This window comes from Acinetobacter dispersus (assembly GCF_009884975.1).
Classification (GTDB): Bacteria; Pseudomonadota; Gammaproteobacteria; order Pseudomonadales; family Moraxellaceae; genus Acinetobacter; species Acinetobacter dispersus.
The window spans coordinates 2717765-2742245 of record NZ_CP041970.1 but is presented as its reverse complement, the minus strand read 5'-3'; the positions used below and the strand labels follow the sequence as shown (position 1 = coordinate 2742245).

At 40.8% G+C, this 24481-nt stretch carries 22 protein-coding genes; 14 read left to right on the top strand and 8 right to left on the bottom strand.

Annotation, left to right across the window (positions count from 1 at the left end):
• Positions 1-40: 40 nt before the first annotated feature.
• On the top strand, positions 41-1846 hold the full coding sequence (locus tag FPL17_RS12565) for an ABC transporter ATP-binding protein (protein WP_159885364.1): 1806 nt from the start codon (positions 41-43) through the stop codon (positions 1844-1846).
• A 41-nt stretch (positions 1847-1887) separates the two neighbouring features.
• Here the strand turns inward: FPL17_RS12565 and FPL17_RS12560 are convergent, their stop codons facing one another.
• Both FPL17_RS12560 and FPL17_RS12555 read right to left on the bottom strand, forming a co-directional pair.
• The gene (locus FPL17_RS12560) at positions 1888-2583 is read right to left on the bottom strand and encodes a YidX family protein (RefSeq protein WP_159885362.1); all 696 of its coding nucleotides are present in this window, start codon (positions 2581-2583) and stop codon (positions 1888-1890) included.
• Positions 2584-2593: 10 nt separating this feature from the next.
• Complete coding sequence (locus FPL17_RS12555; protein WP_151715590.1) at positions 2594-2956, bottom strand: MerR family transcriptional regulator; 363 nt, start codon at positions 2954-2956, stop codon at positions 2594-2596.
• A gap of 74 nt (positions 2957-3030) precedes the next feature.
• On the opposite strand from FPL17_RS12555, the gene FPL17_RS12550 reads away from it, so the two are divergent.
• A complete protein-coding gene (locus tag FPL17_RS12550) occupies positions 3031-3663 on the top strand; it encodes an RBBP9/YdeN family alpha/beta hydrolase (RefSeq protein WP_159885360.1) in 633 nt (210 codons plus the stop codon).
• A 209-nt stretch (positions 3664-3872) separates the two neighbouring features.
• Positions 3873-4391: a hypothetical protein gene (locus tag FPL17_RS12545; RefSeq protein ID WP_159885358.1), complete on the top strand. Its 519-nt coding sequence runs from the start codon at positions 3873-3875 to the stop codon at positions 4389-4391.
• A gap of 69 nt (positions 4392-4460) precedes the next feature.
• Here the strand turns inward: FPL17_RS12545 and fadA are convergent, their stop codons facing one another.
• Positions 4461-5633 (bottom strand): acetyl-CoA C-acyltransferase FadA, encoded by a 1173-nt coding sequence (gene fadA / locus FPL17_RS12540; RefSeq protein WP_159885356.1) that lies wholly within the window; start codon positions 5631-5633, stop codon positions 4461-4463.
• A gap of 12 nt (positions 5634-5645) precedes the next feature.
• Entirely contained in the window at positions 5646-7799 is a 2154-nt protein-coding gene (fadB, locus tag FPL17_RS12535) for a fatty acid oxidation complex subunit alpha FadB (RefSeq protein WP_078197576.1), read from the bottom strand.
• A 464-nt stretch (positions 7800-8263) separates the two neighbouring features.
• On the opposite strand from fadB, the gene FPL17_RS12530 reads away from it, so the two are divergent.
• The 6 genes from FPL17_RS12530 (at position 8264) to pgsA (ending at position 14916) form a co-directional block, all read left to right on the top strand.
• Positions 8264-9361, top strand: a complete 1098-nt coding sequence (locus tag FPL17_RS12530; protein ID WP_159885354.1) for a hypothetical protein — start codon at positions 8264-8266, stop codon at positions 9359-9361.
• 128 nt (positions 9362-9489) lie between these two features.
• The gene (lpxO, locus tag FPL17_RS12525) at positions 9490-10404 is read left to right on the top strand and encodes a lipid A hydroxylase LpxO (RefSeq protein WP_005154856.1); all 915 of its coding nucleotides are present in this window, start codon (positions 9490-9492) and stop codon (positions 10402-10404) included.
• A 151-nt stretch (positions 10405-10555) separates the two neighbouring features.
• A complete protein-coding gene (locus FPL17_RS12520; RefSeq protein ID WP_159885352.1) occupies positions 10556-11413 on the top strand; it encodes a hypothetical protein in 858 nt (285 codons plus the stop codon).
• Positions 11414-11521: 108 nt separating this feature from the next.
• Positions 11522-13321, top strand: a complete 1800-nt coding sequence (uvrC, locus tag FPL17_RS12515; protein WP_159885350.1) for an excinuclease ABC subunit UvrC — start codon at positions 11522-11524, stop codon at positions 13319-13321.
• A gap of 104 nt (positions 13322-13425) precedes the next feature.
• On the top strand, positions 13426-14223 hold the full coding sequence (locus FPL17_RS12510) for a thioesterase family protein (RefSeq protein ID WP_159886858.1): 798 nt from the start codon (positions 13426-13428) through the stop codon (positions 14221-14223).
• 105 nt (positions 14224-14328) lie between these two features.
• Entirely contained in the window at positions 14329-14916 is a 588-nt protein-coding gene (pgsA, locus tag FPL17_RS12505) for a CDP-diacylglycerol--glycerol-3-phosphate 3-phosphatidyltransferase (RefSeq protein WP_005154866.1), read from the top strand.
• Positions 14917-15127: 211 nt separating this feature from the next.
• Here the strand turns inward: pgsA and FPL17_RS12500 are convergent, their stop codons facing one another.
• Positions 15128-15907 (bottom strand): IclR family transcriptional regulator, encoded by a 780-nt coding sequence (locus tag FPL17_RS12500; protein ID WP_078197586.1) that lies wholly within the window; start codon positions 15905-15907, stop codon positions 15128-15130.
• Positions 15908-16334: 427 nt separating this feature from the next.
• Here FPL17_RS12500 and FPL17_RS12495 point away from each other — a divergent pair, with 427 nt between their 5' ends.
• From FPL17_RS12495 to FPL17_RS12485, 3 genes are all read left to right on the top strand, one after another.
• On the top strand, positions 16335-18428 hold the full coding sequence (locus FPL17_RS12495; protein ID WP_159885348.1) for an FUSC family protein: 2094 nt from the start codon (positions 16335-16337) through the stop codon (positions 18426-18428).
• Positions 18421-18627 (top strand): DUF1656 domain-containing protein, encoded by a 207-nt coding sequence (locus FPL17_RS12490; protein ID WP_005191934.1) that lies wholly within the window; start codon positions 18421-18423, stop codon positions 18625-18627. The genes FPL17_RS12495 and FPL17_RS12490 overlap by 8 nt, the downstream gene beginning before the upstream one ends.
• 65 nt (positions 18628-18692) lie before the next feature.
• Entirely contained in the window at positions 18693-19694 is a 1002-nt protein-coding gene (locus tag FPL17_RS12485) for an HlyD family secretion protein (RefSeq protein ID WP_005210140.1), read from the top strand.
• Between the two features lie 66 nt (positions 19695-19760).
• Here FPL17_RS12485 and ruvX read toward each other — a convergent pair whose 3' ends face one another.
• From ruvX to recN, 3 genes are all read right to left on the bottom strand, one after another.
• Complete coding sequence (gene ruvX, locus FPL17_RS12480) at positions 19761-20204, bottom strand: Holliday junction resolvase RuvX (protein ID WP_159885346.1); 444 nt, start codon at positions 20202-20204, stop codon at positions 19761-19763.
• A complete protein-coding gene (locus FPL17_RS12475) occupies positions 20197-20751 on the bottom strand; it encodes a YqgE/AlgH family protein (RefSeq protein ID WP_005154877.1) in 555 nt (184 codons plus the stop codon). The genes ruvX and FPL17_RS12475 overlap by 8 nt, the downstream gene beginning before the upstream one ends.
• Before the next feature lie 112 nt (positions 20752-20863).
• Entirely contained in the window at positions 20864-22525 is a 1662-nt protein-coding gene (gene recN, locus FPL17_RS12470; RefSeq protein ID WP_159885344.1) for a DNA repair protein RecN, read from the bottom strand.
• Between the two features lie 684 nt (positions 22526-23209).
• Between recN and ppnP the strand changes: the two genes are divergently transcribed.
• The gene (gene ppnP / locus FPL17_RS12465; RefSeq protein WP_004802302.1) at positions 23210-23536 is read left to right on the top strand and encodes a pyrimidine/purine nucleoside phosphorylase; all 327 of its coding nucleotides are present in this window, start codon (positions 23210-23212) and stop codon (positions 23534-23536) included.
• Positions 23537-23704: 168 nt separating this feature from the next.
• The gene (rlmB, locus tag FPL17_RS12460; RefSeq protein WP_005191946.1) at positions 23705-24454 is read left to right on the top strand and encodes a 23S rRNA (guanosine(2251)-2'-O)-methyltransferase RlmB; all 750 of its coding nucleotides are present in this window, start codon (positions 23705-23707) and stop codon (positions 24452-24454) included.
• Positions 24455-24481 lie beyond the last annotated feature (27 nt).

Genomic DNA, 24481 nt, shown 5'->3' with positions numbered 1-24481 from the left:
ACAGGCATTGCAGACTTAGCACAGGTAGACGTCGAAGAATATGAATCTATGGCAGTTATTTCATAAAGTTAAACCTTTTGTACTTCCTTATAAGTGGCTGGTTGCGGTGACGCTTGTGCTGACCTTGATCGGTGCCTTAACGGCACAAGTCAATGCATTAACTTTGCAATATGCGGTCGATCAGATCAATGCCGTGGTTGAGTCAGGGCTGGGCTTAAATGCAGGTTGGCATATCCTGATTACCATCAGCGTGATTTTATTGAGCAAAGAAGTGCTGAATATTTTCATTCAGTTTGGGCAGAAATTTTTTGGTGAAAAATTAAGGATTCTGATCTCACAGGATGTCGCACAGTCGATCATCGTGAAGTTTCTACAATATCGTCTGGCTTTTTTTACCCAAGATGACAATCAGGCAGGAAAATTACAGACTCGAATTGATCGAGGTATTGGTTCGATTACCCGATTGGTACAGATCTTCTTTATTGATATTTTTCCGTTGTTTAGTAGTGCAATTATTGCGCTGTGTCTGATGTTCTACGCCAACTTCTGGATTGGATTGGTGGCGTTGAGTATCGTGCCAATTTACTTCTGGATCACCTTTAAGCAGGCACAAAAACTCAGTGGGACAAGACGTAATTTACGTGATGGTCGAGAACGTAAAAGTCAGGGTACCTTAAGTATCATTCAGTCGATCACGGTGATTAAGTCTTTTAACCGTGAACAAATTGAAGCGGAAAAACAGCTGACCTTACAAAAACAACTGACCGATGATCAGATGCGTACTCGCCAACTGAGCTTTCTGTTTGATGGTTTAAAAACCTTTATTGAGCAGATTGGTGTCGTCTTCATTATCATTTTAACGGCCTATTTTGTTCTGGTCGGTGATATGAGCATCGGTATGATCATGTTTCATATTCTGCTATTCAATAATGTCTCAGCACCGATTCGCTCTCTACATCGAATCTATGATGAAGTGAATGATGCGATGATTTATGCGGAAAGTTTTTTCAAAATTTTAGAAGCCGATGATGAAATTGAAACTTCTGGAGAATTGAAACCTCAGCCCCTGACAGGTAAGTTTGAACTCAAGCAGGTGAATTTTTTCTATCCCAATGGCTATCATGCGCTGAAAGATATTAATTTAACTATTCAGCCGAATAAGATTACCGCGTTGGTTGGATTGTCGGGAGCAGGTAAATCAACCTTAATTAGTCTACTCGATAAATTTTATTTACCTCAGTCTGGTGAAATTCTACTCAATGGGAGTTCATTGACCGAGATCGATACCCAATATCTACGCGACCATATTGGTCTGGTACTGCAAAAGAATCATATTTTTCAGGGAACGATTGAGGAAAATATCCGTTACGGCAAGATGGATGCAACACAGGATGAAATTATCCTTGCTGCAAAAAAAGCCTCGATTCATGAGCAGATTCTCAAGTTACCGCTGGCCTATCAATCCGATGCCTTATTGCTTTCTGGCGGTCAGCAACAACGGATTGCTATTGCACGTATGTTTCTGAAAAATCCACCGATTATTTTTCTGGATGAACCGACTGCCAGTCTGGATGCCATTGCAACTGAACAGATCAAACATAGTTTGGATGAGATCAAGCAGGGGCGGACCGTGATTATCATCTCGCATAGCTTGTCGCAGATTATAGATGCGGATTATACCTATGTGATGCAGGATGGCATGATCGTGGAACATGGTGAGCATCATCAGCTCTATCAGCAACAAGGGGTGTATAAGAACATCTTTGATGCGATGGCGAAGAGTCTTAATATCGAGAAGATTTCCAAGACCTTTGAAGGGGATGATGAAGAGGAAACACATAGTTAGTCACTTCATCATCCTGTTAGAGAAGGCTTTATTTTGTAGCGTTAATCAAAAATCTTATCCGCAGCTTGGAAAGGAAGGCTGACCACGTCAATCGCGACTGCAAAAGGCAGCAGCACCAGTTTTTCAAAAGGATTCAAGCCAGATTTGGATTTATAACTTTCTTCTTTGTTTGTATAGATTGTGACTTGATAAGCCTTGCTTAAGGGCTTTAACGAGGTGAGATTGTTTGCTGCTGGATAGACCACGCCTTTCAATTTAAGATCAAAACAGAAGCGTTGTGCCTGCATGCGTTCATCACTTGAGGACGAGCATTCTTTGGCGCCATTTTCAATAAAGAACTCAAGGTCTTTCTTGCTGAGGTCTTCTTTTAACTTCACATAACTAAGCGGCAAAGTACCTGAAAAATTGCCGTCATTTTTTTCTGAATAGAAATTGAGGTCTCGAGTGATTTGAATGTTTTTAGGATCAAGTTTGCTGATGAGAGTGACGAATTGTGCACCGCCCTGAGTGAGGATATAACTGTTTTTCTGACCTGCAATGACGATACTGTCTTTCGGTAAATTTGCAGCATTTTGTGCTGGTCGACCAAAAGCCACTACGTTGTCTTCGACCAAGGTCACTTTTGTGGTTCGAGTATAGCTGCGATTGTCTTTCTTGATCAGGGTTGAAGTAGCGCAGCCTGTAATAACTATGCTCGACAACGTGATAGCGAACGTCGTTTTTATTATATCCTTCATCTTTATGATCCTAAGTATTTGATTCAACTGTACCATGATCTAAAAAAGATTTTAACAAGTCATGCGATCGTTGTAATTTGCTTAATTGTCCATCCACTTGTTTAAGTTCATTTTCTAGTTTCGACAATACAACTGAACATAAACTAAAACGGCGATCTGCTAAATCAAAACATGGTAATAGCACTTGGATGTCTTTTAGGTTCATGCCTGCATCATTCAGTATTTTAATCTTATGAATATCTTCAATATTTTTTTGACTGTAATCTCGGTAGTTATTTGCAGTCCGTTTGGGTTGTAGCAGTCCTAGATTCTCATAATAACGCAGCATACGAGGGCTGACTTGAGTCAATTTGGCAACTTTTGCAAGATTCATAAATACGACTTGACCCTGACATTGGTGTCATAGTTTAGCATAGCTTTTAAGCAATATAACTGTGGTCGATTTGAATGAAAAAAATGGTTGGTTTGATTGGATTATGGTGTATTTCAATGTTGGGATATACGGCTCAGCAAGACGTTCCACAACGACATATTTATATTGTGCCTGGCTATGGGGCTACAGTACATGACCATTGGTTTGAGTCCGTTCAAAGGCAGATACAGGATGCCCATACGAAGGTAACGATTTTATCTTTACCTGATCCGATGCAGCCAGATGTAGAGACGTGGCAACAAACTTTGGAACAGAATATTCATGTGATAGATAGAAATACTTATTTTGTCGCCCATAGTTTAGGTGGTATCACGTTATTAAATTTTCTATCTAAGCGGAATCCCTCACAGGTTGGAGGTATTGTGCTGGTGTCGGGTTTTACTGAAACTTTACCCGCTTTGCCACAACTCAACTCTTATATTCTAACCAGTCAAAATCTTAAATTTAATTTTCAGAATGTTGTAAATAATCATCTGTTTATTTCTGACAATGATGCTTATGTCCCGCCTGAATTGAGTCTGAAATTAGCAAAACAATTTAAGATACCTTATACCGTTGTTGCTAACGCAGGTCATTTCTTAGCAGAGGATGGTTATAGTGAATTTACACAATTAGTTCTGTATCTAAAGGAAATATTGGCACATTAGAAATTTATATATAAGAGTTTGTGTTTTGTTTTCCTATTATAGAATGGAACTAATGGCTTAAATCTAATTGATTTTAGGTTCAAACTTTGATTGATATTTACCGTTTATCTGACCTCTACTGAATCAAACATCACTTTGTTGTAGCCTATTAAGTAGACGCTTTTATTTAACTCGATCTTCTTATGGATGAGGGATGTTTGGAGCAAGAGATGAATTTCCTAAAACGATCCGTCCTGATCACTATATTGGCTTTTACAGGTTTGCCGATGGCCTATGCGAATGAAGCAGAAGTTACTTCATTACCAACCATTCGTGTAATGGCTGAATCTGAATTACGTGAAGAAGTGGGATTTGTGCCTTATCAGGAAGATAAGCAAGTCCGCCAAGCACTGCAACATCGTGTCTATAAAGTTCATAATGATATGCAGAATGCTGGTGTGAGCGAAAGTCCACTGATCGTGAACTATCAACCGATGCAGGCACAGCCAGACATGTCTCAGCTTTCGCCTATGCTGCAGCAATATATTTTAGCGGTTGCAGCGGGTTTTCAATCTTCTGACCCAACCAATGGTCTATTTAAAATCCTAGAACCACTTAATATTAATCGGAATAGTGTTGATGGGATTCGGAATGGCACCATTAAGGTTAATGTTGATGATATTTTGAGATTACAACAACAGTATAGAGATGCACTCAATGGTTCTCAAAATAATTTGATCCCACGTTAGTACTTCTATCTCCTCTAAAAGAAAAATCCCCGCATAGTGCGAGGATTTTTCTTTTTATCTCAGTGTCGATTAAACACGTTCGATAATAGTCGCGATACCTTGACCAAGGCCGATACACATGGTCGCAAGACCGATTTGTGTATCTTGTTGTTCCATCACGTTCAACAAGGTTGTAGTGATACGCGCACCAGAACAGCCCAATGGGTGACCCAATGCAATCGCGCCACCATTCAAGTTGATGATGTCTTGCTTGTCATATACACCTAAGCCTTTCATCACTGATAAGCCTTGAGCAGCAAATGCTTCGTTTAACTCGATAGTCTGGATATCCGCCATGGTCAAACCGGCACGTTTAAGTGCTTTTTGCGTTGCTGGTACTGGACCGTAACCCATGATTGCAGCATCACAACCTGCGATCGCCATTGAACGAATCACGGCACGTGGTTTTAAACCCAATGCTTGCGCACGTTCAGCAGACATCAATAACATTGCAGATGCGCCGTCAGAAAGCGCAGATGAAGTTGCTGCTGTTACTGAACCACCTTTAGGATCGAAAACAGGTTTCAATGCTTGGAATGCTTCAAGGTTCGCATCAGCACGAATTACTTCGTCGATGTCGCAAAGGATTTTGAAGCCATTTGCATCATGACCTTCAACACCAATGATTTCGTTTTTGAAACGACCTTCTTGAGTTGCAGCCCAAGCACGACGGTGAGATTCAACACCGAAAGCATCTTGTTCTTCACGAGAGATACCGTTCATACGACCTAACATTTCAGCTGTTAAGCCCATCATGTTCGATGCTTTCGCATAGTGTTTAGATGCTTCTGGGTTAAGGTCGATGCCGTGCATCATACCAACGTGGCCCATGTGCTCAACACCACCAATGATGAATACATCACCTTGGTTGGTTGCAATCTGTGCAGCAGCTGTGTGGATTGCTTGCATTGAAGAACCACAAAGACGGTTTACTGTTTGACCGCCAGCAGTTTTTGGAATATCAGCCAATAAACCAATGTTACGAGCAATGTTCATACCTTGCTCTAAAGTTTGGTTTACACAGCCCCAAATTACATCTTCAACTTCATTGGTATCAAACTGGTTACGAGCAACAAGTGCACGTACTAATTCAGCAGATAAACTGTCGGCACGTACATTGCGGAACATACCGTTACGTGATTTGCCCATGGCAGAACGAACGCCATCAACAATCACAACGTCACGTGGATTTAAAGTAGCCATTCACGTCGCTCCTTAACCGTAGAATTTTGTGTTGTTAGCAGCCATGTCACGCAACATTTGTGGCGCTTCATAAGCCTTACCTAAGTGTGCATATTTGTCGCAAAGCGCAACGTATTCAGCAACACCTGTTTGGTCGATGTAACGGCATGGACCACCACGGAATGGAGGGAAACCTACACCCATGATCATCGCCATGTCTGCTTCAGAAGCAGTTGCAACGATGTTGTCTTCTAGGCAACGAACTGTTTCGTTACAGAAAGCAAGCATCATACGGTCAATGATTTCTTGATTATCAAACTCGCGTTTTTCGCCAGTAACGAACGGTGCAATAATTTCGTATGCTGTTGGATCAACAGTTTTCGCTTTCTTGCCTTTCTTATCTAATACGTATTTGTAGAAACCAACGTCATTCTTTTGACCAAGACGTTTTGCTTCGTACATCGCTTCGATAGAACCTTTGTAGTCTGGCTTCATACGGTCAGGGAAACCTTCAGCCATCACTTCTGCGCCATGAACACCTGTATCGATACCAACAACGTCGATCAAGTATGCAGGACCCATAGGCCAGCCGAATTTTGCCATCACATTGTCAACTTGTTGGAAATCTGCACCGTCTTTTACAAGCAGGTCAAATGCACCAAAGTAAGGGAACAATACACGGTTAACCAAGAAACCTGGGCAGTCGTTAACAACGATTGGTGTTTTACCCATTTTTTGAGCAAGAACAACAGTTGTTGCAATCGCTTCTTCAGAAGTCTTTTCACCACGAATCACTTCTACAAGTGGCATCATGTGTACAGGGTTAAAGAAGTGCATACCAACGAAGTTTTCAGGACGTTGTAATGCTTTCGCCAAACGAGTAATTGAAATCGTAGAGGTGTTAGATGCAATGATCGTGTTTTCACGAACGTGCTTTTCAGTATCAGCAAGAACGATTTCTTTGACTTTTGGATTTTCAGTCACGGCTTCGATCACGATATCCACTTCTTTAAACTCGTCATAGCTTAAAGTTGGACGGATGCGAGCCAGTGTTTCACCCATTTGCGCAGGTTTCATTTTCTTGCGTTCAACTTGCTTGGTCAGCAAGCCATTCGCTTCTTTCATACCCAATGCAAGTTGTGGGTTACCAATGTCTTTCATGATGATTGGTGTGCCTTTGCTTGCCGCTTGGTAAGCAATACCACCACCCATGATACCTGCACCTAATACAGCTGCTTGGTTAACAGGGTGAGCACCTTTCTCATATTTTTTCGCAGTTTTCTTCACCACTTGGTCATTGATGAATAAACCAATCAATGCACCGGCTTGTGGCGTAATCGCTGCTTTTGCAAAACCTTGTGCCTCTGCTTTTAACGCGTCATCACGTGTTGAGCTTGCACCAGCTTGTAATGAATCAAGCAATAATTTTGGAGCGGGGTATTGAGCAGGGTTTGCTTTCGCAAGAACCGCACCTTTCGCTGTATTGAACGCCATCATTTGTTCAAGTGGGTTCAACTTGATTGCGTCTAATTTTTCTTGACGCTTTGCTTTCCAGTTCAAACGACCAGCAATCGCTTGTTTAACTAAGTCAACCGCAGCTTCTTGTAATTTGTCAGCAGCAACAACCGCATCTACAGCACCATCTTTTAGTGCAGCAGCTGGTTTTTTAGGATTCGCCATTGCCATCCATTCAACGGCATTGTCGATACCAATAACACGGCTTAAACGTACGCTACCACCAAAACCAGGATAGATACCCAATTTGATTTCTGGTAAGCCCACTTGCGCTTGTTCTGACATCACACGATAGTCACACACCAAGCACATTTCAAAACCACCACCAAGCGCTGTACCATTGATCGCAGCAACTTTCGGTAGATCTAAATCTTCAAAGCTGTTGAAGATTTCGTGTACAGGCATAAGCCAATCAACAATCGCTTGCTCACCCGCAGCGAAGTTTTGGCCGAATTCAGTGATATCAGCACCAACGATGAATGTTGATTTGCCAGAGGTAACAACTAAGCCTTTAATATCGTTATTGGCTTTCACTGCAGCAATCGCTGCTTGGAAGTCTTCGATGGTTGCACGGTTAAATTTATTAACCGACTCACCTTGTAAGTCAAAGCGGAATTCTGCAATTCCGTCCGCAAGCATTTGGACGGTAATGGCATTGCCAGCGTGGATCATGCCTGATCTCCCTTGTTGTGGAGGATTCTGAGTGGATGTCATAAAGCGTGTGTGCGCTTAAGCACACAAAAAAGCTTCGCTAATCTTACGATAACTATATCCAAAAAGGACATAACAAGTTGTATCAAGCCGTGACGCTAGGGTCATCAATTGTTTAGTTATATATAATTTTCACTTTATCTTTTTGAAAATATTTGTTTTTTATGATTTTGGGTTGCTTCTGTCCGCAGTTTTTGATGAGGTGCTTATCACCTGATGCTAAAGAAGGCTGTTTTAATGATGAATGCTGATTTTTATGAAATTGATACAACAAGGTTTTTAACTCTAATGGTGAGACTTAATAACAAAGAAAAAATATTTATTAAATAGTTTAGGACAATTTAAAAGTATTAGACAGAAAGGCTTGTCTTTTTTTTATTCTTAGATAATCTTTGTGTTATAAAAATGTTCTGGAAAGTAAAATTATGTTAAAAAATAAATTCCTAGTTTTATCAATAATTTCAGTAATGTTGAGTGCTTGTGGAGGCGGAGGAGGCTCTTCTTCCGCTGAAAATAACTCATCCTCTGGTAATAATTCATCTTCTAATCCAAATGAAGTTAAGGCTGAGCTTTTCCCGAACGGGGAAGCTAAATTATTTAGCTATGCAATTGATATTGATTATGGTCAAGACTCGTTGGATTTTGATAAGTCTGAATGGAATATTCAGAAAGGAATTTTGCTTGAAAAAACTAAAAATCCTATCTTTTATAATCATTATGTAACTCAAAAGGATGGATTATATATTCCTGAAACAGAGCAGACTTACAATGCTGCGCAGGGTATCCGAGATAGTTTTATCCATTCAATGAGTTCAACAGCATGGGTCACGTCACCATATAATCAGGCTGGCTTTAAAGATCTAAAAATTACTCAGAAGGTGAAAGAAATTGACCTTCAAGGATTACGGATTGTTGATCAGTTTGCTCCAGCACTGATTTCTATGTATGAGTTCGAAGTCAAGAATGGCGGTTCGCCTAATTTAGGTGCCATACCGAGTCAGTTGGTCAATATAGTGGACACATTTCCACGCGGAGCAAAGTGTTTACAACAACAAGGAGTCAGCTCGAATCAAGTCTTTTTTGAGTTTGGGCCAAATGAGTCGTATGAAATTCCAAATGCCAAGATTTTACAGGATTGGGCTGATCAGGAGTTTAAAGCAGGTAGGACTGCTCAAGCAGTCCCCGATATAGAGGTGTGGGGAAAAATAAAAATAGGCTCTCTCTTGGATAAAAATGATAATCCATCTGAACCGCAATATTACCAGTTCGCATTGGAATACCAGAGTAAGGTATATCAAGCATTTCCTCAACAACCCGAATGGAAGAGCGATGAACTTGTTGAGGAGCTAAAAAGTCAATTTAGAAAGACTGCGTGGTTTCAGGATGTTGTCGTTCCTTTAGGTAAAGCAAAAGAAGATCAGTTCATGGCATCAGTTGAAGCAAAAATGCGTAGCCAATGTAATTATTACAATGCAGAAGCAGCAAAATCTAAGGATAGTGTTCTAAGTAAAGTTAAAAAATAAGTTTCATTTAGACAGGTATGAGGAGCACCGCATACCTGTCGATCTATTTAAATTATGCAATTCTTGTTTGAATCAATAAATACGGTGTTAAAATAGTGCTGATTTTTTTAAAGCTAAAGCAATAGTCTATGATTAAGTGGATCATATTAGCGATTTTTATCATTTCTGCACTGTATATTCAGCGTCGTGGGAAAGTGAAGCATTCGTTTTATCGTCAATTTTTTGACCATTCTACGATTCTCGCACCCATTAACTTTTTAATGTACATGTTTTCCAAAGTGCCGAATCAACCGTACATCGATACCCAACATTTCCAGGACTTAAAAGTTTTAGATGAAAATTGGGAAATGATTCGTGATGAAGCAAAAGCCTTATATGACAAAGGTGGGATTAAAGCATCGAGTAGTTATGATGACTTGGGCTTTAACTCATTCTTTAAAACAGGTTGGAAACGTTTCTATTTAAAATGGTATGACTCAGCGCATCCATCAGCTGCGGAGCTTTGCCCAAAAACAACAGCATTGCTAAAGACTTTGCCAACGATTAAAGCTGCAATGTTTACTGAACTAGCACCAGATAGCCGTTTGGTTCGTCACCGGGACCCATATGCAGGTTCATTACGCTACCATTTAGGCTTAATCACACCCAACGATGATCGCTGTTTTATTGATGTCGATGGTGAGCGTTATTCTTGGCGCGATGGTGAAAGTGTCGTATTTGATGAAACCTATATCCACTATGCTGAAAATACCACTGACCAAAACCGGATTATCTTTTTCGCAGATGTAGAGCGTCCATTAAAGACTCGCTTTATGGAGAAGTTTAATCACTGGTTTGGTAAAAGTGTGATGACGGCTGCGAGTTCACCGAATGAAGCCGGTGACCAAACAGGCGGTTTGAATAAAGCTTTTGGTTATATTTACCAAATTCGTATTAAAGCGAAAGCATTAAAAGCATCGAATCGTTCTCTATATTACTTCTTGAAGTGGTTCATCATGCTCGGTTTGTTTTTCCTTATTTTTATTCGTCCTTATGTGTTTTAAGCTAAGATCGAATTTTAATATATTTAGCCCTGAAATCTAAAAGATTTTAGGGCTTTTTCCACTTTGCAATCATGGTTGTAATCTCAGTTTGGTTGTATCAAATGATATAAAATAAGATAATTAGCTCAATTTGTAGTCATGAGAATACATAATGAAAAAACAATTATTGATATGTATAGCTATTTTAAGTTTAGTGGCATGTACGGATGAGAATGATGATAGTTTCGGTACTGGTAAAAATCAGGGATTTTATAGTTATGATTTTGCTACGAAAAATTCCTCGAATAAGTTAACCAAGAAACTCTATCAAGTTAATAAAAATAGTGATCTTTTAGTAAGTTATACTGAAACACCAACACTGCAAACAGAGGCGTTACGTAACTTTATAACCAAAGATGGAATATCAACAATATTTCCACCACAGAATACAACTGGTGATTATATCATAGGTCGTAAAGCAACCTTTAGTGATACGATTTTAGAATACGAACCTTATAATTTAGACCAGAAAACAACATTTAAACTCACTTATCAGCTCAAGAAGGTTGATTTATCAGGCTTAAATGTATCAGATTATATGCGTTATTTTCTGAAGCAGGCATCAGCCTCATCTTTTTTTAGCGACACCACTTTAGAAATTATTCAGGCATTAATATTGCCTACACAAGATAAATTTTCTTCAGGTGCAACATGTTGGCAAAAACAAGTTCAGTTGAGTACTCAAGATTATATTGAGTCTTATCCAACACAAAATCTTGAGCATGTCAGCACGAGTAATAACGTTCAAAATCAAGGGACTTGGCAAAATGCGGCTTGGACAGTCTTTGAGTCTGATGTTGAGTTTAATTTAGCTAATACGAGAGTTCATTATCAAGGGAAAGAGCATTGGGGTTTTTTCCATACAACTAGAGAAGTTAATCCCATTTCCCCAACAAATGAGCTAGCCTGTGATTTCTTTAATGAGTCTGCATTTAAGAGTGTAGATAAAGTTTTAAGTAAAGTCTTTTAACTTGGCATTGATTATATTGACTCAATAGATGGATTTCGCAGCATGAGGCTTGAAATTCATTGGTACAGACTACATCATCAAGAGATTACTGATGATCAAAGTTGACTAGTGAACCCAAACGCTCGAGAACACATTGAAAAAATATTGGCGCATATGACTCAGTTACCTGGCGTTTATAAAATGCTGGGTAAGGATGGGGAATTATTGTATGTAGGCAAGGCCAAAAATCTAAAAAATCGTGTATCGAGCTATTTTGTTAAAACCATTGAACATCCTAAAACGCAGGCATTGGTTGCCCGTATTTATGATATTGAAAGCTTGGTGGTACGTTCAGAAACTGAAGCATTATTGCTTGAGCAGAATCTGATTAAGCTGCATCGTCCACCTTATAACATTATGTTGCGGGATGACAAATCCTACGTCTATATTTTTGTCTCGTCAGATAAGCCTTATCCGCGTATCGCTAGTGGACGTGGTAAGGGAAAGCATCAAATTGGTAAGTTTTTTGGGCCCTATCCAAGTGCTTATAGTGCACGTGACACCTTATTGGTATTGCAGAAGCTGTTCAATGTGCGTCAGTGCGAAAACAGCTATTTTTCGCAGCGCAAACGCCCATGTCTGCAATATCAAATTAAACGCTGTACTGCACCTTGTGTTGGCTTAATTAGTCCTGAAGAATATAAAGAAGATGTTGATAACTCCATTCGCTTCCTTCAAGGCGATACCAAAGAGCTAAATCAAGAGCTAATTGGAAAAATGGAACAAGCGGCTGAAGCACTGGAATTTGAAAAAGCGGTGTTTTATCGAGATCGTTTGTCTTTACTTCGTGAAGTACAGGCACAGCAAGCGGTTTTTAAAATCAAAGGTGAAGCCGATATTCTGGCGATTGCTTATCAAGCTGGGGTGACTTGCGTCCAAATTATGTATGTGCGTAATGGACGCATGCTCGGTGGTAAAAGTTATTTCCCCGATATGCTGAGTGATGATTTGGGACAGATGCTCAGTGATTTTATGGCGAATTTCTACTTCCAAGTTGCCGATGAAGTGCCGACAGAGCTGATTGTAAATGTTGATGTACCAGATCAAGAACAACTGGAAGAAGCTTTACAGCAAACCTTTAATAAAAAGGTACAGATCAAGCATAAAGTACGTGAGACTCGAGCCGAATGGTTAGAGTTGGCTCAAATGAATGTACAGCATGCAATTAAAGGTAAGCTCAGTAATCATTTAGAATTAACAGAACGCTTTCATCAGCTTGAACAGGTGGTGGGGCGTCCGATTGATCGGATTGAATGCTTTGATATTAGTCATACTATGGGTGAAGCACCAATTGCTTCCTGTGTTGTGTTCGATCAAGGTGGGTCACGAAAGCGAGACTATCGTCAATTTGCCATTCAGGATATTACCGGGGGCGATGATTATGCTGCAATGCGGCAAGCGCTGATCCGTCGCTATAAAAAGAATATGTTGCCTGATCTTCTGCTCATTGATGGAGGTAAAGGGCAATTACATATGGCGATGGAGGTTATGCAAGAGCTAGAGCTGGATGCCTTTATGATCGGAGTGTCTAAAGGTGAAGGTCGTAAGCCTGGTTTGGAAACGCTACATTTTACCGATGGCACCAAGATTCAGCTGCCAGAAGATCATAAAGCGCTACACCTCATTCAACAGGTGCGTGATGAAGCGCATCGTTTTGCAATTACCAAGCATCGTGCCAAGCGCGATAAACGTCGCAGTAGCTCTGTGTTAGAAGCTATTCCAGGACTTGGGCCAAAGCGTCGTCGTGATTTATTGACGCATTTTGGTGGGATACAAGGCGTACTTAGAGCATCGGAAAAAGAGTTGATGTTAGTACCTGGATTGGGAGAGGTTCTGGCGCGGACGATTTATAAAATCCTACATGAATAATTTGACTGATTGACTAAATCTTCCCAATAAAGCTGTAGTAAAGATCATTCACAAAAGACGAAAAACATTGAAAGATAGAGTGTTTCGATGATGAAGGAAAAATGATGTCATTGCTTCCGTTATATCAGCAGGTTGAACAACAAGAGTGGATTGATATTCCATCGGGTTGGTTGCAAGGCCGTACAGTGTTTGGTGGTCTGGTTGCAGGCTTATTGATCCATAAAGCTCTTAGCACAGTGCATGATGCGGCAAAACAATTACTCAGCTGTAATATCACCTTTGTCGGGCCTGTACAACAAGGGCGAGCAAGACTCAGTGCTGAGATATTACGTGAAGGGAAATCGGTTACGACACTGGAAGTTAGGCTATGGCAGGATGATGCTGCTCAAAGTATCTTAATTGCCAGTTTTGGTACGCAGCGTGATTCTCGTATTCATGTACAGAATCTGCCGCAAGTTCCAGCTTATCCAACGCCAGAGCAACTGGATAAGACCTTCTATCTGGAAGGATTAATGCCTGAGTGTTTACAGCAATTTGAACTGTGCTGGGCAGAGGGCAGTTACCCAATGGCAGGCAGTAAGGTGCCAGACTTTGGTGGGTGGAGTCGCTTTGCACCCAATTTTCATCCAAATCGAAGCATGCAATTAGCAGATTTATTTGTGCTGATGGATGTATGGCCGCCAGGGGTTTTGCCAATGTTTAAAATCCCAGCTCCTGCAAGTTCGTTGAGTTGGCAGATTACTTATCTGAGTCCGATTTCGGATCAAATTCAAGATTGGTTTAAATATAAAGTTGTGACTGAATATGCAGAGCATGGTTATTCAACCGAATATGCATATGTTTGGGATCGTGAAAACCAGTTAATTGCGGTGCTTAGACAAACAGTTGCGGTTTTTGCCTAGTCGACACTACGGTGCATTTCGTATAAAGTTGCTGACACATGAATACAATCTCAGCACATCCTTTGTGCAGTATGCATATTTGATGCGAACAACATGGCGGTGTTTATGAGCACAGGGCAGATCCTGAACATTCCTAATATTTTAACTTTGGCACGTATTGCCTTTATTCCTGTATTTTTGGTGATTGCTTATTGGCCACCAGCAATCGGAATTGCTGAGCATCATGGGGGAATGATGCGCCATATGGTACTCACTGCAATATTTATTATTGCAGCAGTAACCGATTGGTTTGATGGCTATTTAGCGAGAACCTTAAATCAGACCTCTGCTTTTGGGCGCTTTCTTGATCCTGTGGCCGATAAGTTAATGGTTGCGGCAGCACTGATTGTATTGGTGCAATGGCAACCGACCATTTCAATGGCTTTTGCTGCAATTGTAATTATTTCTCGGGAAATTACTGTTTCTGCCTTGCGTGAATGGATGGCAGAATTAGGTGCTCGTACGAATGTGGCAGTCTCGACAGTAGGGAAATATAAAACCGCTTTTCAAATGATTGCGATTAGTGTGTTTTTATTGAATTGGAAGCCTTTAGAAATTTGGGCTTATGCTTTGCTTTATGCAGCAGTGATACTAACGCTTTGGTCGATGTTTATTTACCTGAAAGCCGCTTGGCCGTATTTAAAACAACCCTGAGAGCATATATTTGACAGAAAAAGCCTTCTATCTAGAGGGCTTTTTTATTGCGTTATAAAAATCAGACAAGAAAAAAGCCCATCACAAAAATGAGCTTAGTTCTCTGAGGAAAGTCATGCTCTTTTGGGAGAGTATGCTGAAGAACATAATCATCATATGAGAATTTAATGTGATTTACAACAGTGAAAAATGTAAATGTTTTTTAATATTCTCAACTTTGATTGTTCTGAATTTCTGAAAGTGTTGCAAATTTATGCTCGATTTGAGTTGCGTTATTTTGCAAAATTTCAATTAATTTCTGAATATTGATGAAATCAAAGCGATTCTTCGATGCCACTAAAGTGAGTGCAATAGGGGCTTCTTTGCTGGAAAAGCGGATAGGAACGGACAAACTGCAAAGTTGAGGATCAATTTCACCTTGTGATAGGTAAAAACCCTGTTTTTTAATTTTCCGCATGTGTTGAATGAACTCATCCTGAGTTTGTGCAAATCCGACTTGCGCCAATTCTTTCGAAAACTGCTGATAATAGCCCTGAATACGCTGCTTGGTTAAATGTGCGATGACAATTTTAGGAGAAGCTCCGACATAGACGGGGCGTGGACAACCTCGTCCAAAAGAAAGTAATTCTGCATCTTTAAAAGTTTCATGATGTAGGTCGATACAATAATCATGATTTAAATAGGTCAGTAAACAGCACAGTTCGGTGCGTTCCACGATATCTCGCATAAAGGGAATACTGATCTGAACCAGAGGATCGGTGCTATGTGAAATATAGTCTAAAACCGCAATTTTAGAGCCAAGCGTATAATCGCCAGAAGTACCGCTGATTCGTTTGAGAATATCGGCAGAAACAAGTTCTTTCAAATAACGATAGGCTGTTGGTTTGGATAGGCCAAGCTCATCACAAATGATATCGACATTGATAATCGGACGTGAAACTGAGAATAAATCCAGCACGGTGAGAATTTTACCAAAACTCGAAATTGCCATGATGAGTTGTCTACTCCTTAAAAATAACGTGAAAACCGAACTTTTATTGCTTTATAGCAGAAAAGCAGAAGATCGTGTATGGGCTTTTAAATTTGATCAATCAAGATCAATAAATTAATTTATATCCTGAGAAAATGAATTACTTTTATAGAGATTATTCTAAATTAAAATTAAAAATTATCAAATAGTGATAATTTATGTTGACTATTTCACTCTATTTTGAAAAAATTAGCAACACAATGTCTTATTGGGATAATAATTTTTAGGATTTCTGACCTAAAAATACCCAACATTGTGCATCACGCCCAAACCCCAGCTTTATTTATATTGGTTGCCCTGATTCGAATTGTTCTAATCAGTTAGGACGAGCCGTCACTTTTTTAGTGCGTAATGAAGAGTAAAGCTGAATCTGAATTGAGACATGTTCATGCTATTTAAACAGTTGTTGGCTTTTAGACCGAGTCGACTTGACATCATTTTTGCGTGCAAAACATTTGTGGCAGGTATGCTGGCACTGTTTATCTCGTTTGAATTGGATTTAATTAATCCGATGTGGTCAATTGGTACAGTCCTGATTATTGCCAGCCCCTATTCGGGTATGGTGTCTTCAAAATGTGTCTATCGTTTGGTCGGTACTATTGCAGGCGCGATCATTGCGTTATTGCTCACACCACATTTCATTAATACGCCTTGGCTATTTACTATTATTTTGTCGTTATGGGTCGGCTTTGCTTTATACGTATCATTGCTTGACCGTACTGCTCGTAGTTATGTATTCATGTTGGCGGGTTATTCAACGGCCATGATTGTCTATAACGCGATTACTTATATCGACACCTACAATATTTTTGATATTGCCTTGGCACGCGTCTTGGAAATTTCAATTGGTGTGATTGCAACAGCAGTGGTTTCTGCAACTTTCTTTCCAGTTCATGTTGGCGCAATGATCAAGCAACGTGTGAACAAGACTTTAAGTGATCTGGAAAGTACCTTCGAAAAACTAATTAAAGTGCAGGATCAACCCGAGAATTACACCCAAATCTTGTCTGTGATCACCCGTGATGCCTCAGATATTCATGCTTTAGCGGTGCATTTGGCTTATGAAAAAGGTGAGCTAAATGGTATGACCAAACCTTTGCAGGAAATGCTGCATCAGGTCTCATTGGTGGTTGCCAATCTCGTTGCTATGTCTCAACGGGTAAAACAACTGCAGCAAATGCAATTGCTTGATCTTGCACCGCATTTAAAAACTATTCATCAACATACTTTGGCTTTTTTAAAGCAAGAACGCGTGCTTAGCCCAAAGGATTTACTGACGCTTCCCGTTGGATTTGAAGAGGATTTTGCTGAGCTAATTTCGATGGCGTCATCGGAGCAGCAAATTGTGTTAGCAGCGTTAAAAATGGATGTTCGGCATTTTATTGCCAATATTTTGGCAGTGAAGTTGATTTGGCAGCAAATCCAGCAAGGCCAAAAAGATATTCCAACTGAGATTACTGCGATTACAACTAAATATCCGAGTTTACATCGAGATCATGGTATTGCGATTCGTGGCGGGATTAGTGCGGTATTGATTACCTTTATTGTAACAGGGGCATGGATTTTATCAGGTTGGAAAACGGGCTTTATGATGGCACAAATGGGTGCGATTACTGCCTGTATTCTTACAGCTTTGGATAATCCAGTCCCTGTACTTAGAATCTTTATTTGGGGCAGTATTGTGTCTGCTGGCTTAGTGTTTTTATATGCTTTTGGTATTTTCCCGCATGTGACCCACTTCTGGCAATTGGCTTTGGTACTGTTCCCTGTATTCCTTGTGGCTGTGACGATGATGGCGAATCAAATGTTAATGCCGATCGGAATGGTGCTTGGGATTAATACCATGATGGGTTTGAATCTGCATAATCAATATACGATGGACGCAGTTTCTTATCTGGATGGCTCTTTTGGGATGATACTAGGTGTTTTGGTTTCACTTATTGTCATTAATTTGGTTCGTGCAATTTCACCAGATACCAGTGCAACGCGAATCCTAGCTTTACATTATCAAGCGATGCGGCAAGCTCTTCATTTGCCTTATGGTAGTGATTTCAAAATCCATTTACGCAGCATGTTAGATCGTGTTGGGGTATTGAATACCAAGATGGTACAAAATCCTGAGATTAAAACTGCGATTCAAAATGCGTTGGTTGAAAGTAGTTCGACCGTGGATTTGGTACGTTTACAAGAAATTAGCCAGAAGTTACCACAACAAGCAGAGCTACAAAGTGAACTCAATCTATTGCAGCAGCAACTCGCTGACTATTTTCATGCCCAAGAAAAGCAGCTTTCACTTAATCACTTCCCTATACAAATTGTGCAGCAAATAGAACATTTGCAGCGCATGGCGCAACAGATTGAAGATGTTCAATTACACCAGCGACTGTTGATTTCTCTTAACAATATTTGCGAAAGCATTGGTCACGTCTCAACAGAACAGATGTATTCCGATATCTACGGTTTAGGTGTATCTCATGGGTGAAATTAATGTTTATGGGATTTATATCCCAATCCTTTTGGTGCAAGCCATTATTGCCTATGTGCTGTTCAAATTGGTGAGTCCTTTAATCGACCGTGCGGCAATCAAAGGCTGGATCGCGTTACCAAGTATTTTTAACTTATGTTTTTACTTTGGTTTATTGCTTGTGGTGCATTGGCTGTTTGTTTGGTTGTGGGCCTAAGGTCTCTGAATCAATACACATTCTGAAATTTAATGATTTAAAAATAAGTGGTAGAGGTAATGAACATGAATGCATTTGATGTGCGAAAAATCATACGTCCTATTGTATTGATACTGGCAGTTCTCATTGCTGTATATACCGTGGTGCATTTATGGAATTACTACAATGCTGCGCCGTGGACGCGTGATGGTCGTATTCGTGGTGATGTGATTCAGGTTGCATCTGACGTCAATGGTTTAGTCACTGAAGTATTGGTTCAAGATAACCAGACGGTGAAAAAAGGGCAGGTGCTTTTTAAAATTGATGTCGCACGTCAAGCACTCGATGTCGAGCAAGCTAAATCAGATTTAGCCAAAGCCAAAGCGGGCTTGGCGCAAGCACATGCCAACTTGGCTGGTGCAAAAGCCAGTTTGGTCAAGACCGAAGCGAATAAAAAACTGGCTGAAAGAAATGCAGCTCGGTATGCGAGTTTGATGGATGGTGCGATTTCAAAGCAGGAACAAGATCAGGTGTTTGCAGTGCGTGATCAAGCTGTAGCTGAAAAAGAGCAACTGACAGCCAATATTGAGCAAGCCAATGCTGCCATTCAACAACAACAAGCTTTGATTGAAGTTGCGAATAGTAACCTTCATTTGGCGCAATTGAATTTACATCGCTCGGAGGTGGTCGCTCCAGCGGACGGAACTTTATCAAACTTTGATTTGCGCGTGGGTAACTATGTCAAAGTGGGGCAGGCGGTTGCAGCACTTTTAGATCGCCAACAGCTTTATGTTGTCGGTTACTTTGAAGAAACCAAATTGAATCGTATTCATGTGGGGGATTCAGCAACAGTTCAACTGATGGGTGATCGTCAGCAGATTCGTGGACATGTGCAAGGTATCGCGACAGGGATTGAAGATCGCGAGCGTTCAGGCAGTTCTAATCTGTTGGCAAATGTGAATCCCACCTTCAGTTGGGTACGTTTGGCGCAGCGTGTACCAGTGAAAATTGTTTTGGATGAGCAACCGCATAATCCATTGGCCTTTGTTTCTGGACGTACCGCAACGGTTAGAATTATTGAGAAATAATGTTATTCACTTACGCTGAGCGGCACGGATGCCGCTATATTGAAAGAACTGTAATGAGATTTATTGTTAAGGCGTAATCCCAACAGGATCGTGATACCAACTTTGAATCAGTAATGCAGCAGCAAAACTATCCGCAGATAAACGTTTAGCCTGTCCTTTACTTTGATAAGACTCAAGTTCCTCTCTCGCTTCACGTGTAGTCAGCCGTTCGTCTACCATCCAGGTTTCAATATTGGTTTGGTGGCGTAAACGACGTGCAAATTTTCTCGCACGGGCAGACAGTTCCGATTCACTATCATCCATATTCAGCGGTAAACCGACTAGAAATAAATTAGGCTGCCACTCTTTAACGACTTTTAATAATTTATCCCAGTCGGGAATACCATCTTTCATGGCAAATAATGGTAAGGGATTGCTACTTTCAATAGTCGATTGACCGATTGCCATCCCCATTTTTTGTGTGCCGAAATCAAAAGCCATAATCGATTGAGCGTTTTGCATATCAGGCATGACCAATCTCAGACGCAAGCCAAGTACGGTCTACCCCAATTTTTCTGTAAGCTGCATCCCAACGATCGTCATATGGCAGATTAAAAATCAGATCCATATCTGAATCGCAAATGAGCCAATCACCACGTGCAATTTCTTCTTCAAGCTGATTTTTGCTCCAACTCGCATAACCCAATGCAATTTGATAACGTCCTACACCTTCATTATGCGCAATTGCATCCAGGATATCTTTACTGGTGGTGATACAGACGTTTTCACCCACTGCAATTGATGAATGCCATGTTGGTTGCCCTGTGTGTAGAACAAATCCAGCTTCTGGACGTAATGGGCCGCCCTGCAAAACTGCATGCGGCTGTACATTGTCGGCATCAATCTCTAAATCATTGAGTAGTTCTTTGATTTGTAGATCAGACGGGCGGTTGATAATAATACCTTGAGCACCGTCTTCATCATGGCGAGCAAGATAAATGACGGTATTTGCAAAGCTGTCATCTGCCATGTCTGGTGGAGCGATGAGACAACGGTGAGTTAAGTATTGTTTCGTCACCTAGGCGGTTCTCCATCAAAAATTGTGCTGATCTATCTATATAGGTTCTTTTTATCAACATACAAGAGTTAATCGGATTTCGCCAATTATTTTCTAATATTTTGTAATAAGGTCAGGCAGACTGAAATTTTAGCTGACGTAATTGTTTTGCATGCTGCAAGGTGGTTTCACTGATTTCAACACCACCAGACATACGTGCCAGCTCTAAAATACGTTGTTCTTCATCCAGCTCAATAATGGTACTGCTTGCAGGATCGGTTTGTTGTTTCTTCACTAATAAATGTTGGTCAGACTGTGCGGCTACCTGAGCTTGGTGGGTAATACATAGCAATTGTACGTGTTGTGCTAGATCAGCCAATAAACGCCCAACAACCTCAGCCGTACCACCACTAATCCCCACATCAATTTCATCGAATACCAGCACCTCAGCATCTGTTTTTTCAGCATTCATGACCTGCATCACCAACGCAATACGTGAAAGCTCTCCCCCTGATGCAACGCGTGCGAGTGGCTGCGGTGGAATCCCTTTATTCGCGGTAAATAACAGTTGAATAAAGCTTAAGCCTTCTGCATTGGCAGGTTCTTGTGGTTCAAATTTAAATTCGAAATGTGCTTCAGGCAGTGCGAGCGGTTTAACTTGCTCGGTCAGTTGTTTGGCCAATGGAATTGCTGCTGCACGACGAATATCATCTAAATGTTGTGCTTTCTGCATAAATGCTTGATAAGAGACTTCAACTTGTTCGGCCAAGGTTTCTGGATCTTCAAGTTGATGTAATTGCTCTAATTCTTGCTGCCAAGTTTCGTATTCTTGCTTGAGTAATTCAGGTTGAGTACGGTGTTTGCGGGCCAAGCGATGGAATACTTCCAACGTCGCATTCAGTTGTTCCATACGCTCTGGATCAAAGCTTTGACGATCAATAAATTGACGTAAGCTCGCCGTGGCGTCATCAATTTCGCTTTGGGCATTCAACAAGGCATTATAAATATTCGACAGTTGTTCACTACGACCAGCATGGGATTCTAAGCGACGAATGATCGAGGCAACTTCTTGGGTAATGTTTTGTTCTGCTTCATCCAAGACATTCAGGCTATAGCTACAGTCCTGCATGATATGTTCATGGTGACTCAGACGATCAAACTCTTGTTCAGTTTCGCGATAATCCGTTTGAACGACGTCCTCAAGCTCTTCGATTTGAGATTCTAGGTTTTGTATTTTTTGAATACGCGTGGTTTGTGCATCTAAAGCCGCTTGATGTTGGCGAATATTTTTTTGCCATGTGCTATATGCTTCGCGTACCGCATTCGAGGGCTCGGCAAAATTGTGATAACGGTCTAACCAGCGTTTAGGATAAGGTGGTTCTAATAATTGTTGTTGACTGTGTTGGCTGTAGAGTTGTACCAGTAAGCGTCCGATTTCTTTGAGTTCGGCTAAACTACTCGGACGACCATTAATCCATGCCTTGCTGCGACCTGTAGCAAAAACTACACGTCTTAAATGAATTTCACCAGAGTCATCATCAAGTTCATGTTCCGTGAGCCAATGCGCTTCGGCACTCTCCGGTTGATAGCTAAATACGGCAGTGATGTCTGCTTTATCTGCCCCGTAGCGTACATAGTTGGTATCGGTGCGTTCACCTAAGCAGGCAGAGAGAGCATCTAACAATAATGATTTGCCCGCGCCAGTTTCACCAGTCAGTACATTGAAGCCTTGTTCAATATCTAAAGCCAAATGGTCAGCGAGTGCAAAATTAATTAAAGTTAAATGGGTGAGCATAAACGCATCCAATGCACAGAATCTTTTGCTTAAAGATAGAGAAGTTTTAAAGTTGCTACAAGAGTTGAATGTAGGATTTTCCTGATTTACTGAGGAATTGCTGATTGTTTGTAAGTTTAAGAGAAAGTTTCGCTTTGTATTTCTTCATCGTGGGTAGAAAAGCGGTTGGTGTAGTGCTTAGCTCTTGCGATCAGTAAACATTAATAATGTTTGCTGATCTTTGCACTCATAGTAAAGCTACGGGTCTTGAGTCCCAACCTTACGAAGCGCTGCTTCTCATGCTTTGTTAATCCTCGCCACTCACAGCAGAGCTGTTCGTCTTCTTGCGGAACTTGAATCGTTCCTCAGGACAAAGCTTCGCTTTGTTTTTCTCGCCACCCGCAGCATATGAGCCATGTATGGCGCAAGGTCTTGCGCTCGGGCAAAGTTTCACTTTCTTAATCCTTGTCACTCGTAGCATAGCTACTCGTCTTACGCTCGGACAAAGCTTCGCTTTACTTTTCCTCTTCACTCACAGCATAGCTGCTCGTCTTACGCCCAGACAAAGCGTTGCTTTGTTAATCCTCGCTCAGGTATGAAAATTGCTATGATTAGCCTAGAAAATGGATTGATTAGTTGTCACAGCGCAATTAAACTACGTCCAGCATAATCTAATATAAATGCGGCATTATTTGGAGAGTACGCATGAGTTCAGTGCAATTTGATCATGTAACGGTCATTAAGAAATCGAATGTGTATTTTGGTGGGGCATGTATTAGCCATACAGTACAATTTGAAGATGGTACAAAAAAGACTTTGGGTGTAATTCTACCTACTGAACAGGCTTTAACTTTCGAAACACATGTTCCAGAACGTATGGAAATTATTTCTGGTGAATGCCGTGTTAAAATAGCAGATAGCACTGAAAGCGAATTATTCCGTGCAGGCCAGTCATTCTATGTGCCTGGTAACAGTATGTTCCACATTGAAGCGGATGAAGTACTCGATTATGTCTGTCATTTAGAAGGCTAACTTATTCCTTTCTAAATCGAGTACACTAGAGTCAGTAAAAATCCTGTAAAGACATTTTGCAGGATTTTTTTATTAAGTACTCTTGCGGAGCTATAATCGCTCCTCACCTGTAAAGTTACTTTGCAGGATTTTTATTTTTCGTTGATATGAAATTGTTAGAGGTCGTTCATGGCAAAACCTGAATATTATTATGGCGTTCATTCGGTAGAGTCATTGTTGGAGTTAGAGCCTGAACGCGTTTTGACTTTATTTACGTTAAAAGGTCGTGATGATCAGCGTTTGCAAAAGATTTTGCAGCTTGCGGAACCTTTTGGGATTAGTGTCCAAAAAGCCAGTCGTGATAGTTTAGAAAAGCTTGCAGGCTTACCTTTTCATCAAGGCGTGGTTGCCGCTGTTCGCCCACATCCAACTTTAAATGAAAAAGATTTGGATGAATTGATGCAGCAGTCACCAGATGCTTTGTTGTTGGCGCTTGATCAAGTCACAGATCCGCATAATCTTGGTGCATGTATTCGTACTGCAGCTGCGATGGGTGTTCAGGCGGTAATTGTTCCACGTGATCGTTCAGCAAGCTTAACACCTACTGCACGTAAGGTTGCGGCAGGCGGTGCTGAGAAGGTTAAATTCATCCAAGTGACCAATTTAGCGCGAACTTTAGCGCATCTAAAAGACAGCACCCATACTCGTGTGATTGGTACGATGTTGGATGAGAAAGCATTGCCGATACAACAATGTGATTTTAAAGGTCCTGTGGTGATCGTTATGGGTGCGGAAGATACGGGACTTCGTCCAATTACTCAGTCACAATGTGATCATACTGTTTATATTCCCATGTCTGGTGATTTACAAAGTCTGAATGTCAGTGTGGCAACAGGTATGGCACTTTATGAGGCGTGTCGTCAGCGTAGTGCTGTATAATTTAGCCAAATGTTGGCAATGTAAACT

What these genes read in the sequence shown, in the direction of transcription:
- lpxO (WP_005154856.1), top strand. Translation starts at nt 9,490, where the DNA reads ATGATTAAGTGGATCATATTAGCGATTTTTATCATTTCTGCACTGTAT.
- ruvX (WP_159885346.1), bottom strand. Translation starts at nt 20,204, where the DNA reads ATGCCTGATATGCAAAACGCTCAATCGATTATGGCTTTTGATTTCGGC.
- FPL17_RS12520 (WP_159885352.1), top strand. Translation starts at nt 10,556, where the DNA reads ATGAAAAAACAATTATTGATATGTATAGCTATTTTAAGTTTAGTGGCA.
- FPL17_RS12555 (WP_151715590.1), bottom strand. Translation starts at nt 2,956, where the DNA reads ATGAATCTTGCAAAAGTTGCCAAATTGACTCAAGTCAGCCCTCGTATG.
- FPL17_RS12495 (WP_159885348.1), top strand. Translation starts at nt 16,335, where the DNA reads ATGCTATTTAAACAGTTGTTGGCTTTTAGACCGAGTCGACTTGACATC.
- fadB (WP_078197576.1), bottom strand. Translation starts at nt 7,799, where the DNA reads ATGATCCACGCTGGCAATGCCATTACCGTCCAAATGCTTGCGGACGGA.
- FPL17_RS12565 (WP_159885364.1), top strand. Translation starts at nt 41, where the DNA reads ATGAATCTATGGCAGTTATTTCATAAAGTTAAACCTTTTGTACTTCCT.
- FPL17_RS12550 (WP_159885360.1), top strand. Translation starts at nt 3,031, where the DNA reads ATGAAAAAAATGGTTGGTTTGATTGGATTATGGTGTATTTCAATGTTG.
- FPL17_RS12560 (WP_159885362.1), bottom strand. Translation starts at nt 2,583, where the DNA reads ATGAAGGATATAATAAAAACGACGTTCGCTATCACGTTGTCGAGCATA.
- recN (WP_159885344.1), bottom strand. Translation starts at nt 22,525, where the DNA reads ATGCTCACCCATTTAACTTTAATTAATTTTGCACTCGCTGACCATTTG.
- pgsA (WP_005154866.1), top strand. Translation starts at nt 14,329, where the DNA reads ATGAGCACAGGGCAGATCCTGAACATTCCTAATATTTTAACTTTGGCA.
- FPL17_RS12500 (WP_078197586.1), bottom strand. Translation starts at nt 15,907, where the DNA reads ATGGCAATTTCGAGTTTTGGTAAAATTCTCACCGTGCTGGATTTATTC.
- ppnP (WP_004802302.1), top strand. Translation starts at nt 23,210, where the DNA reads ATGAGTTCAGTGCAATTTGATCATGTAACGGTCATTAAGAAATCGAAT.
- fadA (WP_159885356.1), bottom strand. Translation starts at nt 5,633, where the DNA reads ATGGCTACTTTAAATCCACGTGACGTTGTGATTGTTGATGGCGTTCGT.
- FPL17_RS12485 (WP_005210140.1), top strand. Translation starts at nt 18,693, where the DNA reads ATGAATGCATTTGATGTGCGAAAAATCATACGTCCTATTGTATTGATA.
- FPL17_RS12530 (WP_159885354.1), top strand. Translation starts at nt 8,264, where the DNA reads ATGTTAAAAAATAAATTCCTAGTTTTATCAATAATTTCAGTAATGTTG.
- FPL17_RS12510 (WP_159886858.1), top strand. Translation starts at nt 13,426, where the DNA reads ATGTCATTGCTTCCGTTATATCAGCAGGTTGAACAACAAGAGTGGATT.
- FPL17_RS12545 (WP_159885358.1), top strand. Translation starts at nt 3,873, where the DNA reads ATGAATTTCCTAAAACGATCCGTCCTGATCACTATATTGGCTTTTACA.
- rlmB (WP_005191946.1), top strand. Translation starts at nt 23,705, where the DNA reads ATGGCAAAACCTGAATATTATTATGGCGTTCATTCGGTAGAGTCATTG.
- FPL17_RS12490 (WP_005191934.1), top strand. Translation starts at nt 18,421, where the DNA reads ATGGGTGAAATTAATGTTTATGGGATTTATATCCCAATCCTTTTGGTG.